The organism is Buttiauxella sp., assembly GCF_035271705.1.
Taxonomy (GTDB): Bacteria; Pseudomonadota; Gammaproteobacteria; order Enterobacterales; family Enterobacteriaceae; genus Buttiauxella.
Genome location: NZ_DATERI010000075.1, coordinates 1 through 13927, shown reverse-complemented (window position 1 = coordinate 13927; position 13927 = coordinate 1). Strand labels below are relative to the sequence as shown.

Here is a 13927-nt window from a genome sequence, read left to right as displayed (position 1 = left end):
AATTACTCTAATAATTGTGATTTTATTCACATCATTGATCTGAGTCTGTCAAATATACATATTCAGTTACATGTGAATAAAGGATGGTGGTTTACCAAAAATTTATAATTAAATATTTATTATGTTGTTTTTAAAGGATGGTTTTATTATTAATCAAGCGATGATAATCAATGAATTAGTCGCGAGACGTTATTCTTTGGTCAAGTGATCAATCGATGAAATATTAAATTACAAATTGATAAGAAGTTTGGTTTTAATTTGCAATGTCATACTGGTTGATGTTTAGTCAATGTTATGTGAATGATTTTTTATGGACTGACATTTATGTTCATTACTATAACACCACTATTTCATTTATTGCTCAAACACAAACCAACAAAAGACATATCATTTTACAATGAATTAACTTCTCTATGGTGAGTCAATGGCAACATGTCTAATGTTTTGCCAGACGTGATCTTATTATGAAAGATAGGTAATCAATAACAGATGCGTGTATTTGGCACTGTCGCAAACAGGCGCGCAAACCAGCACTTATTTTCGAACAAAGCGCTTAAATTCCAAGGACCTTGTTCACCAGACGCACCTCCCCCAAGGGATGTCCATAATAAAAGGATTCATCAGATTCTCGGGTGAGAAAGCGGGGTTGCATGTTATCAAATGCGACACTGAATACTATTTCCAACAGTGCCGTCTAGAAACAGGAGCTATTGTATGCGTCCCATTGAATCCGAAGAAGAATACGAAGCTGTGTTAAGGGAGGTGGAGCCAATGTTCGACAATGAACCGACTCCTGGTACCTCAGAGGGCGATTACTTTGAGTCTCTGTGTCAGAGAATTGAACAGTATGAGAAGAAACACTACCCGATATAGCCAGATGTCATCTGGATGCATTCCGGTCATAGTATTGATCGCTGGCTGAACTACGTCAGATGTAGAAGGTGGGGGCGGATATGACGTCCTTACGGCAAAGTTCACGGGCAGAAACGCCAGTTTCAGCTTCGCGAAGGATATTGATGAATCTGTTCGTCGGATAAACGCTTCTTCATAGAGTTGTCCTCATGCGTTTGATGAAAACATTACTAACATCACGGTGTGTTAATCAATGGGGAGCAGGTCTATAGGGTGGCGATCAGAAAAGTAAAAGCCCGTCTCGAATTTCCGCCGGCGGGCTTTATCTATGGTATATCCACAACATCAACCCAATGCGCACCTTGAGCGTTTTTCTTACCAGTAAAATACCTTGGGTCTGGTATGGATGCTCCAGGAAATACCATCCGGGTCAGTGCCGTGCATCACGAGAGCGATATTCAGCCGGTCGCTGGTTCTGTGGCGGGGCGTGTTGTAGATCCGATTAAACCAGCCTGGATTACGCGCCCACTTATCCCATTTCTTCGGCCTGCGCTTCGGGCTACCGTCGGCGTTTCTGTCTTTTGTCTTGTTGAATACAGCCATTTTTTAACCTCGTAACTATGAATAGTTACAAGGTGTCAGCCGCCTCTAACCAACGTGCGCCAGTGTTTGTCGTTTGCATGAGTTTCCTTTTAGTGCGGGTTGTTCAAAAACACGTTTTTTTCACGATTATATTAGCCTCAATTTAACTCCATTGATGTTCTGGCGCTACGCAACTTATCGACAAGGTGAGGTATGACGGCGAAAACAACCGTGATATTACACCCTAATCAAGGGCCGTCTTATCGAGGAGAGCAACTGGGCGATAATCAGAATCAGTGATTCCCCTCATCCCGGCAACCGGGCCTCCCGGCCATAAACCGAAACATGCCAGGACAACTTCTCATCCAGAACAAATTTTGATACCCTACGCGGCTGGATTTCTTCCAGCCGCGTAGGGTATTTACCGGTAAGGAGTTTCCATGTCGCTTCATCGCAAACATCGTAATTTTACTTCCCTCTCACGACGATGCCGTCGTAAGAAAGTCCTTGCTCTCAAAAATCTTATACATAAAGAACGCTACCGTTGTGGTGGCCTGTTTTATGATGAATGTGACATCAGTCAATATGATAACCCTGACCGGGTCTGGGGCTGGAGCGACATCTATTTCATTGGGCGTGATCCGGCTGAATTCTGGAATGCGGAAATTATCACCGCACAGGTCGCTTTTAATGACGCTGTTGAGTCCCGCGCATTTGATGAAGCCTATGGGTTACTCAGTGAGCAGGAACGTGACAGTGAATTTCAAAGAGAAACCCGGCCCGACTATAATGCAAATGGCGAAATCGTGAGCCATACGTTAATCGACCGTCAATCTAAGGGATACCGTGCTTTCGGCGGGCTCACCTTCTCGCAGTATGTTCAAAAACGTGAGGAAGAAATTGCCCGGGATACCCCTCCCGAGGTCCACCGCCGCTATCAATATTTACACGGTTTCACGTATGGACTAGGACTACGAATCATCGTTGACGTGACTTCGTTAAGTCAGCAAGTGATTGAAGAAGCCATAACGGATTTTCGTTTACGTGGAGAGTGCGAATGGTGTTCGCCGGAATGCGTTTCTTTTGAAACATAAGGACTTCCGGAGATGTCTACCCGAAAAATTAAGTCTGCTTAACGACAGCAGGTCTCAGTATCGTTGATTGACCCGGGATCAATTCAGAAACTGAATTCCGGCATGATAAAGACGCCCCTGAAAGGAGGCTGTTCCGATGAAAAAATCATACTTCCCTGATCTCATACCCGTGCGGTTGATGGCCGCACTGATTTGGAGATCAGAAAATGAAAACACGAGCATTACGCCGTCATCACATGGCGCGAATGAAGCACAATCGCAGAACCGATAATACTAACGGCAATGGCAGTCCACGCCATCGGGGAATTCATTACCGCACCCCGAAGGCCTGTTCCTGCTGGATGTGCGGGCATCAACGCCGGCATCACGGTCCGGGCATTCAGGAGCTACGTGCCATGGCAGTTTATCGCGAGGATTAAATGCATTATTACGCATGGGGGCGGTTCAGGTGACCTTTATAGGAGCCTGAATATGTCAATTAAACACCGCGTCAAAGACCGTAGCAAAGACGGGAAAATTCGCCCGTTGTTCTACGGAAAACCCTGGGCGCGGTCACGCGAATACTGTCCTGAAAGCGGGTATATCGACGTAAAGAAAAACCCGGCATGGTGGAATAGTCTCACCAATACCCGACCTCAACGTCGTCAGGCGCGCCATTTGTGCCACCTGATCTGCATAGGGATGATGAATTATGATGGGGTGGCATTCCCGATAGATCATAAGCCGAACATCTATTTTCACTGAAAAAGGAAGGCATGTTTAACCGGTGGGTATTTTTACCTTCATGCCTGCACCAGACCAGTTAAATGTACAATAAAGGTCGAGGGTTCACTATGAACAGCTATACATAAAGCAATGCCCGTGAAAATTTCGCTGCTATTCTTGAAATGGCAACCGCTGGCGACCCGGTGGAAGTCACGCGCCGCAACGGTGAACCCGTCGTCATCGTTAGCAAAGCAGAATTTGACCGCTACCGCAAAACCGTGCTCGATGCTGAGTTTGCCGAAATCATGCAAACCCACGGCGACGTATACACGGCGCTATCTACACGATGAAAACAACCTGATGTAGTCCTGAGCCTGTTTCACTGCCTGATGGGTCGAGCGTCCGGGGCGAAACCCGCTGCTGTCGCTGAACGAAGCATCCCACTGCCTTCGGGAAAACCAACTGACGGTCACCACCGGGTTTCGGGGGGATTACCACAGGGGAATATTTTATCTCAATCCTATTTATGCAACAAAGCCGCGCGGCCCCTGCAGGATGATCCAGATTTTGATCTGGATAAAGTTAATTAACGATAAGAGGGCTATGTCATCGTAAAACGAAGGATATTTCAACAGAAGGAATGCCTTTACACTTACTCTTTGGCGACGAATTTTTAACAATAAAGTGGATACATTATCTGTCGTGAGTCGTTAGATTTTTCTTAGCATATGTCTGTCCGATTTTTTATTTATTGCCATCCACGCTAACCAACCTTGCCGGTGTGCAGCAGCATCACATAGTGCATGATGCCACGGTCTATCATCATTATGATATTGACACACTGCATTATGATAAACGGTGGTATCGATTAAACTTTTAAGATCAAGCCACATAGGATTTAAATTAGAAGGGTATCCAACTAAATTTATGACAAACTTAACATCAATGATGCTATCAGCCGCAAGAATAACTGAGCGCGGTAAATTTGCAAACCAATCTGTCAATTCTTGTTTAAAACAAGATTGAGGTAAAAAGTGTTCTGGAGAGAAATTAGGCAATACATAAGTCAATGAAAAATTGGACAGATTTTTCATGTCAATTTCATGAATTTGCTTGTAAAAAAACTTTTCACCATTTTCTGTTATCATTCCCAAACTGAGAAGCTCAGGGTTTTCTTTATTTGAATACTCTGTATCTATAAATACTCTCATTTCACCCTCGCTTTTAAAGTTTGAAGCTTTAGAGCCTGACCCAATGGAATTTTAATCCAGACAATGACCCTGCAAGCCAGATACAGCATAGTTTCATTAACCTGCCCCCAGGATTAGATACAGCTCTCAGTTAATAATGTCGGTTTGTTTACTCCCAAATTATCCGTTTCGCCACCCCGATGCAAATTCAGATGGCATCAAATAATTCAGCGCTGAATGTGGTCGACATTCGTTATTGTTCTGCCACCATTCATTAATGATTTTCCTCACATGGATGACATCACTGAACCAGTGTTCATTGGAATCTGTCTGCGGCGTGCTCCGCTGGGTATTCGCATTCACTTGATCGCCCATTCGCATTTTACTTGACTACCTGTTCGCAAATTACCTGGTCGTTTCCAACAGAAAAGCGAGACAGAGCAACCCAAATTGACGGGCAGCTATGAGCGAACAGCAGACATTCGGCTCTCTGCCGTATGCCATGACAAAGAGCTCGCCAGAAATAAATGGATTGCGCTAGTGCGCCTTACATTTTTGACGGGATGTGACAAATGTCATCGCTACCGCTCCCAGAAGTAACAAACTACTCAAGCCAAAAGCACTTCGCCATCCCAGACTGTCGAATACCAGACCTCCTGCAGTTGAACCAAGTGCAATCGATAGCTGGATAACCGCAACCATGACACCACCACCTGCCTCTGCATCTTCGGGCAGAGCCCGTGCTATCCATGTCCACCATCCCGTTGGTGCAGCCGTCGCAAGCAGCCCCCACAGGCTTAGCAAAACGGCAACAGCCCAGATGTTATGTCCGACCAACAGTAACATACCGGCAATCGCTGCCATAAGCAGAGGGATCATGATTAAGGTCTGATAAAACCTTGCGTTCAGGAATGTCGTTACGATTATTGTGCCGACAAAACCTGCTACGCCAATTGCGAGTAAAATCAGGGAGAGGCCAGAAGTACCCACGCTGGTTACGGTCTCCAGAAAGGGGCGCACGTAGGTAAATAAGGCAAACTGCCCCATAAAGAAGAGTCCGCAGGCCAGCAGTCCTGTTGGTACGATGGAGACGCTGAACAGACGAAGCACAGATCCCTTTGGCATTTGTTTTTTATCGCTTTCCATCGGAGGCAGGCTGATGCATTGCCAGATGAACGCGGCTATCGCAAGGGGGACGAGACATAAAAAGGCCCCACGCCAACCGACTGTCGCTCCCAAATAGCTGCCAAGCGGCGCAGCCACAACGGTAGCCAGCGCGTTCCCGCCGTTAAATATCGCCAGCGCCCGGGGAACCTGCTGCTGCGGTACGAGCCGAATGGCGGTTGCAGCCGACATTGACCAGAATCCACCGATGACGACACCAATCAGAGCCCTCCCCAGCATATAAACCGGATAGTTGGGCGCTATGGCGATAACTATTCCCGATACGGCCATCAGAACCGTCATTCCCAGTAGCAAGAACTTACGATTCACATTTCCGGCCAGCGTTGAAAGCGTCAGGCTGGTCAGGACGGCCAGCGCGCCAGAGATAGCAATTCCCTGCCCTGCCAGCCCTTCCGTTACGCCTAAATCACGGGCTATCGGCGTAAGCAGGCTAACGGGCATAAATTCCGATGCAATCAGCACAAAGACACACAGGGTCATGGCAAAAATACCGCCCCAGTACGCGTGCTGATGATGGGGTGATGGTGTTTGGCTTAGTATCGACATAGTAAAATTCACGAAGATCAGGATAAAAGCCACCCATCATAGACAGGTGGCTTTTCATCAATTCAGGAGAGGGTTTATTTCAGGTTGGTCTGGAAAAATTGTTCGAATTTCGCGAAAGGTATTTTTCCGGCAACGTTATCGTACAGATCCACGTGATTTGCCCCAGGAACCACCACCAGCTCTTTGTCTTTACTGCCGACCGCCTTGTAAGCATCTTCAGCAAAATAGCGTGAATGAGCTTTCTCACCGGTCACAATAAGCGTCGGGATGGTGATTTCACTGGCGTAGCTCAGCAGCGGCATATTCATAAACGACAGCGGCATCGTTGCCGTCCACGCCCCGGTAGAGTTCACGGAACGCGCATGGAAACCACGCGGCATGCGGTAGTAATCAAAGAACTCTTTCAGTACCGGATGAGGATCCGCCGGGAGCGTTTCTGGCAGAATGCGCTCGCCCGCGCTGGCCTTGCCGTTGCTGTCGACGTTAATATCATGGGTACCGTGAGCGAGCGTTCCGCTCTGCGCATCCTTCCAGCGCTGTTCATTCAGATACTGCAGAACAGCACGACGGTCGGCGGTGGAATAACGGTCTTTGCCATCACCCACACCATGGCCCATCGCCCGGCTCATGTCGTACATCACGCTGGTGGCCACCGCTTTAACGCGGGTATCCATCGCAGCGTCGTTCAACGCCATGCCGCCCCAGCCGCAAATACCGAGCAGCCCGATACGGTTGCGATCCACCTCTTTTTGCAGCCCTAAGAAATCCACCGCCGCGCTGAAATCTTCAGTGTTGATATCCGGTGAAGCGACGTTTCGCGGATAGCCACCGCTCTCACCTGTATAAGAAGGATCAAACGCCAGGGTAACAAATCCCTGTTCCGCCAGCGTCTGCGCATACAGGCCGCTGGATTGTTCCTTCACCGCGCCAAAAGGCCCGCTGACAGCAATCGCTGCCAGCTTGCGATCGCCGCGATCTTTGGGCAGGTAAAGATCGCCTACTAAAGTAATCCCATATCGATTCTGGAACGAGACCTTACGATGATCGACTTTCTGGCTCTCGGCGAACGTCTTGTCCCATTTATCGAACATCGAAACAGGGGCATTCGGATTGGTTGAATCTGCATAACTCATTGTCGTGACTCCACTTAATGATGCGAATAGCAGCATGGCAGGCATCGCGGTTTTAAGCGTTCGGGTGAAAGCTTTCATAAAAATCCTCATGAAAATAGAGAGATACAGGTTTCCTACGGACAACACTGCTGTGCTTTGTTTTGATGGGTTCATTGTAGTTAGCAGAACTAGTGCTGATTAGAGGGTGAAAATTGCTAAAATTAATACCATATTGTTATAAATCAATGCTGACACTGGCGTCATTCGTGGGGGGAGTAAATCAATGGCAAAAAGGGAGAACTACAACGAGCTTTATTTGTTTATGCAGGTGGTACGGGAAGGCAGCTTTACAGCTGCGGCCCAGAGACTGGGGCTTGCTCAATCGGGGGTAAGCCGTTCTGTTCGTGAGCTTGAAGAAAGACTTGGGGTCCAGCTACTGGTGCGCACCACGCGTAAGCTGTCGCTGACACAAGCGGGGGAGCAGCTCTATCAAAAAACGGAGTCCGGATTTGATACGTTAGATCTTGGCCTTGCCACGCTGGCGCATTATCGCGAGACGCCCTCTGGCACGGTACGTATCAATGCCAGCCAGCACGCGATTGATAAATGCCTTCTGCCAAAGCTTGCGGTATTTAAACTGCGCTACCCTGATATCCGGCTTGAACTCATGAACGAGAGTCGTTTCGTCGATATTATCGAGGAAAGATTCGATGCGGGCGTCCGTCTTGGGCCCGAAGTAGGTCAGGGCATGGTCGCAGTGCGCATTACGCCCGATATGGAGATGGCCATTGTGGGTACCCCTGAGCATTTTCGTCGCTATGGCTTTCCGCAAGTCCCCGCAGATTTAGCGGTGCATCCCTGTATCGCTTATCAGTTTGGTGACGGAAGCCTGTACGCATGGGAACTTCACCAGGATGGTAAAAAAATCACCCATCGGCCGCAGGGGCAGTGGGCTTTCGCAGACAGCTATATGGAAGCCAAAGCAGCCAGGCTGGGCCTGGGACTGGCTTATATCCCGGAAGAGCTGGTGTCTGATGATTTAGAACAGGGTTCGCTTATCAGAGTTTTACAACGCTACAGCGAGCGCCTGGAAGGCTCATTTCTCTATTATCCTCACCGCAATGTGTCGCCCGCTCTGCGAGCGGTTATCGAGACATTAAGAATTTAAGGGATGAAGATGAACCGCCCCGGTAATCCTGGAGACAACACTCTTTGTTCCACGGTGACGTGTTCATACTCAAATCTCCTGCAATGTTGGAGATTTAAGTATGATTGTCCCTCATGAGCGAGGAGCGGACGTTGAAAACCCGCGTAATATGAAAGTACTGGCATATAACTCACTGTCAGATCAGATGTACTTATTCTCTTTTTCGACAACTATTAGGTTTTGCTCGCTTCACTCCAGGTGCGTATTCATTATGGTTAACTGGAGCTATTGCGTAAGCTACTTACCAGTAATGTAAACACCTCGATAACTTTTGGCAGTGCCTGCTGCGGATCGTCGCTGGCAGCTATCCACAGGGCGGCATTCAGCGCGGCACCATTTAACAGATGTGCAGTAGCATCCGCGTCTACCGATTTGATTACACCGCTTTCGATCATCTTTATAATGCTCTGACGAGTGGATTCAAGGCAGCTATTCTGACTTGGCCACTGCGTAGGATCACCAAGGAAAGCCGGGCCATCAAGCAGAACGATGCGCTGTACTTCTGCGTCCATCGCCATCTTAATATAGGCGATCCCCTCAGCCACTAGCTTTTCCCAGTCATCACCCACAGTAGCAGCGGCAGCTTTAGCACGTAGCGCCATTTCACCATCGACCTGGGTGACAACAGCCGCAAGTAGCCCCTTTTTATCGCCAAAACTGTGGTACAGCGCTCCACGTGTCAGGCCCACGCTGGCCGTCAACTCATCCATTGATGCGGCTGCAAAACCTTTTTCGGCAAATGCTTTTCGCGCTGCCGTAATCAATTTTGCGCGATTTTCTTCCATTACTTCGGCGCGGCTTTTTGCAGCCATACGAACTCCTTGTGACATACGCTACGTATGTTATTTGACATACGCTGCGTATGTGTGCTTAATTTAACATACGGCGCGTATATTAAATCAATCGTACGCACTATGCATCCCGCATTTCATACTGACTTAATCAAAGGAATCTCCATGATCCATCGTGAACCTGTTTTCCCTGCTAATCGCCATGCTCTTTATGAAGAGCACGGTTATTCCGCCGCGATCCGTTCGGGCGATTTGCTTTTTGTTTCCGGTCAGGTGGGTAGTCGCAGCGACGGTACACCTGAGCCTGATTTTGCAGCGCAGGTGCGGCTTGCGTTTGATAATCTGGAGGCCACTCTTACAGCGGCAGGGTGTACGTTTGATGACCTGGTCGATGTCACGACTTATCATACTGATCCGGAAAATCAGTTTTCGACGATTATGCAGGTTAAACAGTCTATTTTCCCCAAGCCTCCTTATCCAAACTGGACTGCCGTTGGTGTGAACTGGCTTGCGGGATTCGACTTTGAAATTAAGGTGATTGCCAGAATTCCAGCGCAATAGGAATGCAAACTCATTCCTGCGTGTATGGCAATAATATGAACTTGAATTCCCGGAGGTTACGGGGAAACTACCCCGTTACTTTTCCAGTTCCTGTCTGATTGACTGTGCGTAACGTTAGTCATCAACTCGGTTTTACAGGCATTGCATCGCTAATGCGGTAACTTTTTGCAACAGGAAACTAGCCACAGTGAAACACTGTTTCAGGGCATATGCTCGCCTGAATTGACAGTGATAGATCTTTAGTAACTTCGGCTCCTGGCACAGGGCTGCTGTTGCAGCCCTGACAACCTTAGACTTCAATCGACTCAGAGATCTCTAACGCATCATCGACTTCAATGCCCAGATAACGCACTGTGCTTTCTAGTTTCTTATGACCCAACAGAAGTTGGATCACCCGGAGATTCTTGGTCTTCTTGTATATCAGGTAAGGTTTTGTTCTTCTCATGGAATGTGTGCTGTACAGCGAATCTTCGAGACCAAGCTTTTCTACCCATCCATGAAAAATACGGTTGTATTGCCGGGTTGAAATGTGTTGGCAGGAACCGACCCGAGATTGGAACAAGTAGTCTTTACTATGCAGGTTGCTCAGCTTTATTAGCGCTGCAACTGCTTCTCTTGTCCCTTTGGTTATCTCGAATTGGACGGGGCTACCGGTTTTCTGTTGTAACACCGTTGCTCTACTCGAAACAGAACTGCCATATGCAACATCTGATACTTTGAGTTTTACCAGATCACAGCCCCTAAGTTTACTGTCTAAAGCCATGTTGAACAGGGCTAGATCGCGTGTTTTTCCTTCCAGTTCAAGTCTGATTCGAATCCCCCAGATATGAGATATCTGAAGCGGTCTTTTTTGTCCGATGATACGATTTTTGTTCCACGGTGACGTGTTCATGCCCAAACCTCCTGCAATGTAGGAGATTTAAGTATGATTGTCCCTCATGAGCGAGAAGCGGACTCAAGGGCATATCCGCTTAGATGGTTATGCTACTAGCTATTTACTCAGCATTATCATTAGAAGGATGACGTCTGTGTCATCATCTGCTTCTGGCTTGAGGGATACGATTAAAAAGGGTATTGGCATGATAACCGTAGAGAAATCAGATCCACTTTCTCCAGACTCTCGTCACTTAATAGAAAAACTGTCCGCAGAACTCGCTTTTATTACCGGCGATAATGGCAAAAGCAACTTCATAATAGACTCAGTGAATGAGGACAGAGCTTTGTGGGTCCTGGCGAAGGACAGCAGGGGAAAACCGGTAGGATGCGGAGCTATTCGACCGTTAACTGAAAATATAGCTGAACTTAAAAGGATGTTTTCGGACCGTATTTCCCGGTATTGGTAGCGCCTTGCTGACCTTCCTGGAAACAACCTCGAAGAGCATGGGATATAACGAACTCTGGCTTGAAACGCGACATATTAACCGTAAGGCTGTTAATTTTTATAAGAAAAACGGATACATACGTATAGAGAATTATGGACCATACGTAGGCCGAGAAGAGGTGGTGTGTTTTGCGAAGTCCTTACAACTCTGAAATGATGTTTTGTGATTGCACTTCGCCGTTGTGAACTCTGTAAAAAGCAAGAATAAAAACTCCGCTGGCGGTAAATCCTATTTGGTTAAAATCGCCTTCACCGGAGTTTTACCGAATGGCACTGCGGGGAAACCGGCACGCGTTACAATCTGTGCTGGTCGTTGACCGGACAGTTTTTCATTAGCCTGCTGGCAAACTATCCTATTTGCCTCCGGTTAAAGTGCCGCCGCATCAGGAGGGGATGAGCGTAGTGCTTCAAGATCGGCATTGTCACCAAATATTCCCCAGTTACTTTCCGGGAATTCATGGATGACGACATAGACTGGCATCAACCCGGTATGCGTTCCGAAGTATCGTCCGGCGATTGTCGTTGTCCCCTGAATCAGGCGGCGCTTACCTGTGTCATCAAGTCCCCTTTAATAATGTGTATCTGGACTGAAACCACTCGCAGGGTGGCAGGAGAGTCGCCCATGAAAACAGCATCAGCGGCGTAGTCATTGAAATAAGTCCAGACTGTACTCCTGACAAACGGAGACTGAGGCAGATGCTCGCAGTCCAGCGCCAGTTCTGTCAGTGCAGAGCAAACGTCCCTGCGGGCATCAATGTCAAATGTGCCTGAGGGAGCAGGGATGATGATTTTTGGCACTGTTATTCTCCACTTTTAAAAGGAATACGCCATATGGGAATGGCGTATTCTTTGATATGGACGGATATACTCAGTATCAGATGGTCTGTCCGCCTGAGACTTCAATGCGCTGTGCGGTAACCCAGCGATTATCTTCTCGCAGCAGGCTGGCTATCATCGGACCAATATCATCGGGGACACCGACACGGCCGAGAGCAGTCATGGCGGCAAACTGAGCATTCACATCCGAATTGTCCCGCACGAGTCCGCCACCAAAATCGGTTTCGATCGCGCCGGGTGCAACGGTATTAACAGTGATACCCTGTTGACCCAGTTCACGGGCCATATAGACACTCAGCATTTCTACAGCAGCCTTTGCTGCTGAATAGGCTGAAAAACCAGGATAGGAGATGCGAGTCAGGCCGGAAGAGAAGTTGATGATGCGTCCGCCATTGGCCAGCAAAGGCAGAAGCGCCTGTACCAGGAAAAATACCCCTTTAACATGCACATCAAACAGTCCGTCAAACTGCGCTTCCGTCGTCTCTGCCAGCATGGCAAACTCACCATGACCTGCGTTATTGATGAGATGGTCGAATGTATCGCGACCCCAAACCTCTGAAAGTTGGATGCGCAGTATGTCAGCAAATGCGGGGAAGCTCGCGCTGTTGCTCAGGTCAAGCTGCAGTGCGACAGCTTTACGTCCCAGACGCTGGATTTCAGCAACAACCTCTTTTGCCTGCTTTTCGTTGCCTCTGTAGGCAACAATAACATCACCGCCACGTTCGGCAATAGAGAGTGCGGTATTACGACCCAGGCCACGGTTAGCCCCTGTTACGAGAGTGATTTTGCTCATGATATGTCCTTACTGTGACTGTGTTGTTGGTCCATATACAGTATGGGAATTCATGAGTGCCGCCTTGCCTGATAGTGGGTGTTTTTTGCCTGATAATATTTTTATGGTGTTTTTTTTTCGATGAAAGCCATAATGACTGCATCTATTCTTGCCTGAAAACGCTGCATGAATAACGAACTTTTGAATCTCTGCCGTCACTATGCAGATGAGTGTTCTGGTCATAACGGTGTAACTGTCACGCCTGCTCAGGGAGTGACTATTGTACGTTCCCTCCATCCTGGGGAGTTGCAGGTGGCAATATCAAAGCCGTTAGTAGCTATGCTGTTGCAGGGACGTAAAAGAGTAACAACCGGCTCTGACAGCTTTGAATATGGCCCCGGAGAAGCGATGGTAATATCCGCTGATATACCGACAATGAGCCTGATAACAAAGGCCAGTGTCAGCGAGCCCTATTATTCACTTGTTCTGGAACTGGATATTGAGCTTCTGCGTGAACTTAAGGCTGCTATGCCGGTTGAGAAAAGCCACTCTTCGAACAGTATCCATGTTGAACCGATCCGTACCGATGTGGCAGATACCGCATGCCGTCTGGTAAAGCTGTTCCGAGAACATGAAGCGCTCAATATCCTCGGTAAGGGTTTAATACGTGAGCTACATTACTGGTTGCTCAGAAGTGAGCACGGGGCAGCCATCAGGGTCCTTGGCGCAATGGACAGTCACGCAGGCCGAATAAACCGCGCAATAGCAGTACTGCGAAATGATTTTATGCAACCAATAAGAATCAAAGAACTTGCCAGCACAGCAGGCATGAGTGTGTCGGTATTCCATCAACATTTCCGGTCACTCACCACGCTGACGCCTCTGCAGTTTCAGAAACAGCTCCGCCTGATTCATGCCAGAAATCAGATGCTGACAAATGGCGTGGGTATCACTCACGCAGCTTCTGCTGTTGGTTATAGGAGTGTTTCTCAGTTTACCCGCGAATATGCCCGAATGTTTGATATTCCACCAGGGCGAGATATCAGGCTGCTCAGAACCCGCTCTCTTCAGAAATAAAAAGGGAAATGGGCTTTTTCAACGAACAGCTATGA

General features: G+C 47.9%; 13 protein-coding genes and 5 pseudogenes. 9 read left to right on the top strand and 9 right to left on the bottom strand.

Annotation, left to right across the window (positions count from 1 at the left end; genetic code table 11):
- Positions 1-714 precede the first annotated feature (714 nt).
- Positions 715-870, top strand: a pseudogene (locus VJY99_RS06565) (transcriptional regulator); the annotation flags it as partial.
- 64 nt (positions 871-934) lie between these two features.
- Here the strand turns inward: VJY99_RS06565 and VJY99_RS06560 are convergent.
- Together VJY99_RS06560 and VJY99_RS06555 are read right to left on the bottom strand one after the other, a co-directional pair.
- Positions 935-1049, bottom strand: a pseudogene (locus VJY99_RS06560) (transposase); the annotation flags it as partial.
- 178 nt (positions 1050-1227) lie between these two features.
- Entirely contained in the window at positions 1228-1455 is a 228-nt protein-coding gene (locus VJY99_RS06555; RefSeq protein ID WP_324117259.1) for a hypothetical protein, read from the bottom strand.
- Positions 1456-1874: 419 nt separating this feature from the next.
- Between VJY99_RS06555 and VJY99_RS06550 the strand changes: the two genes are divergently transcribed.
- From VJY99_RS06550 to VJY99_RS06535, 4 genes and pseudogenes are all read left to right on the top strand, one after another.
- Positions 1875-2528 carry a hypothetical protein gene (locus tag VJY99_RS06550; RefSeq protein ID WP_324117258.1) on the top strand — a complete coding sequence of 218 codons (654 nt, stop codon included), beginning with the start codon at positions 1875-1877 and terminating at the stop codon, positions 2526-2528.
- Between the two features lie 206 nt (positions 2529-2734).
- Positions 2735-2947 (top strand): hypothetical protein, encoded by a 213-nt coding sequence (locus VJY99_RS06545; protein WP_324117257.1) that lies wholly within the window; start codon positions 2735-2737, stop codon positions 2945-2947.
- A gap of 52 nt (positions 2948-2999) precedes the next feature.
- Positions 3000-3272, top strand: a complete 273-nt coding sequence (locus tag VJY99_RS06540; protein WP_324117256.1) for a hypothetical protein — start codon at positions 3000-3002, stop codon at positions 3270-3272.
- Between the two features lie 119 nt (positions 3273-3391).
- A pseudogene (locus tag VJY99_RS06535) lies at positions 3392-3583 on the top strand (type II toxin-antitoxin system prevent-host-death family antitoxin); the annotation flags it as partial.
- Positions 3584-3943: 360 nt separating this feature from the next.
- Here the strand turns inward: VJY99_RS06535 and VJY99_RS06525 are convergent.
- The 4 genes and pseudogenes from VJY99_RS06525 to VJY99_RS06510 form a co-directional block, all read right to left on the bottom strand.
- Entirely contained in the window at positions 3944-4444 is a 501-nt protein-coding gene (locus VJY99_RS06525) for a hypothetical protein (RefSeq protein ID WP_324117255.1), read from the bottom strand.
- Between the two features lie 159 nt (positions 4445-4603).
- Positions 4604-4744 (bottom strand): annotated as a pseudogene (locus VJY99_RS06520) (integrase core domain-containing protein); the annotation flags it as partial.
- 216 nt (positions 4745-4960) lie between these two features.
- A complete protein-coding gene (locus tag VJY99_RS06515) occupies positions 4961-6154 on the bottom strand; it encodes an MFS transporter (RefSeq protein WP_324117254.1) in 1194 nt (397 codons plus the stop codon).
- A 74-nt stretch (positions 6155-6228) separates the two neighbouring features.
- Positions 6229-7287 carry an alpha/beta hydrolase gene (locus VJY99_RS06510; RefSeq protein ID WP_324117260.1) on the bottom strand — a complete coding sequence of 353 codons (1059 nt, stop codon included), beginning with the start codon at positions 7285-7287 and terminating at the stop codon, positions 6229-6231.
- 262 nt (positions 7288-7549) lie between these two features.
- Here VJY99_RS06510 and VJY99_RS06505 point away from each other — a divergent pair, with 262 nt between their 5' ends.
- Positions 7550-8434: a LysR family transcriptional regulator gene (locus VJY99_RS06505; protein ID WP_133522847.1), complete on the top strand. Its 885-nt coding sequence runs from the start codon at positions 7550-7552 to the stop codon at positions 8432-8434.
- Positions 8435-8688: 254 nt separating this feature from the next.
- On the opposite strand, the gene VJY99_RS06500 is transcribed toward VJY99_RS06505, so the two are convergent.
- Entirely contained in the window at positions 8689-9285 is a 597-nt protein-coding gene (locus VJY99_RS06500; RefSeq protein WP_324117253.1) for a TetR/AcrR family transcriptional regulator, read from the bottom strand.
- Between the two features lie 144 nt (positions 9286-9429).
- Here VJY99_RS06500 and VJY99_RS06495 point away from each other — a divergent pair, with 144 nt between their 5' ends.
- A complete protein-coding gene (locus VJY99_RS06495; RefSeq protein ID WP_324117252.1) occupies positions 9430-9825 on the top strand; it encodes a RidA family protein in 396 nt (131 codons plus the stop codon).
- A gap of 289 nt (positions 9826-10114) precedes the next feature.
- On the opposite strand, the gene VJY99_RS06490 is transcribed toward VJY99_RS06495, so the two are convergent.
- Entirely contained in the window at positions 10115-10717 is a 603-nt protein-coding gene (locus VJY99_RS06490) for a site-specific integrase (protein ID WP_324117251.1), read from the bottom strand.
- Positions 10718-10904: 187 nt separating this feature from the next.
- Here VJY99_RS06490 and VJY99_RS06485 point away from each other — a divergent pair.
- Positions 10905-11358: pseudogene (locus VJY99_RS06485) on the top strand (GNAT family N-acetyltransferase).
- A 722-nt stretch (positions 11359-12080) separates the two neighbouring features.
- Here VJY99_RS06485 and VJY99_RS06480 read toward each other — a convergent pair.
- Positions 12081-12836, bottom strand: a complete 756-nt coding sequence (locus VJY99_RS06480; protein ID WP_324117250.1) for an SDR family NAD(P)-dependent oxidoreductase — start codon at positions 12834-12836, stop codon at positions 12081-12083.
- 165 nt (positions 12837-13001) lie between these two features.
- Here VJY99_RS06480 and VJY99_RS06475 point away from each other — a divergent pair, with 165 nt between their 5' ends.
- Complete coding sequence (locus VJY99_RS06475) at positions 13002-13892, top strand: AraC family transcriptional regulator (protein WP_324117249.1); 891 nt, start codon at positions 13002-13004, stop codon at positions 13890-13892.
- Positions 13893-13927: the final 35 nt, after the last annotated feature.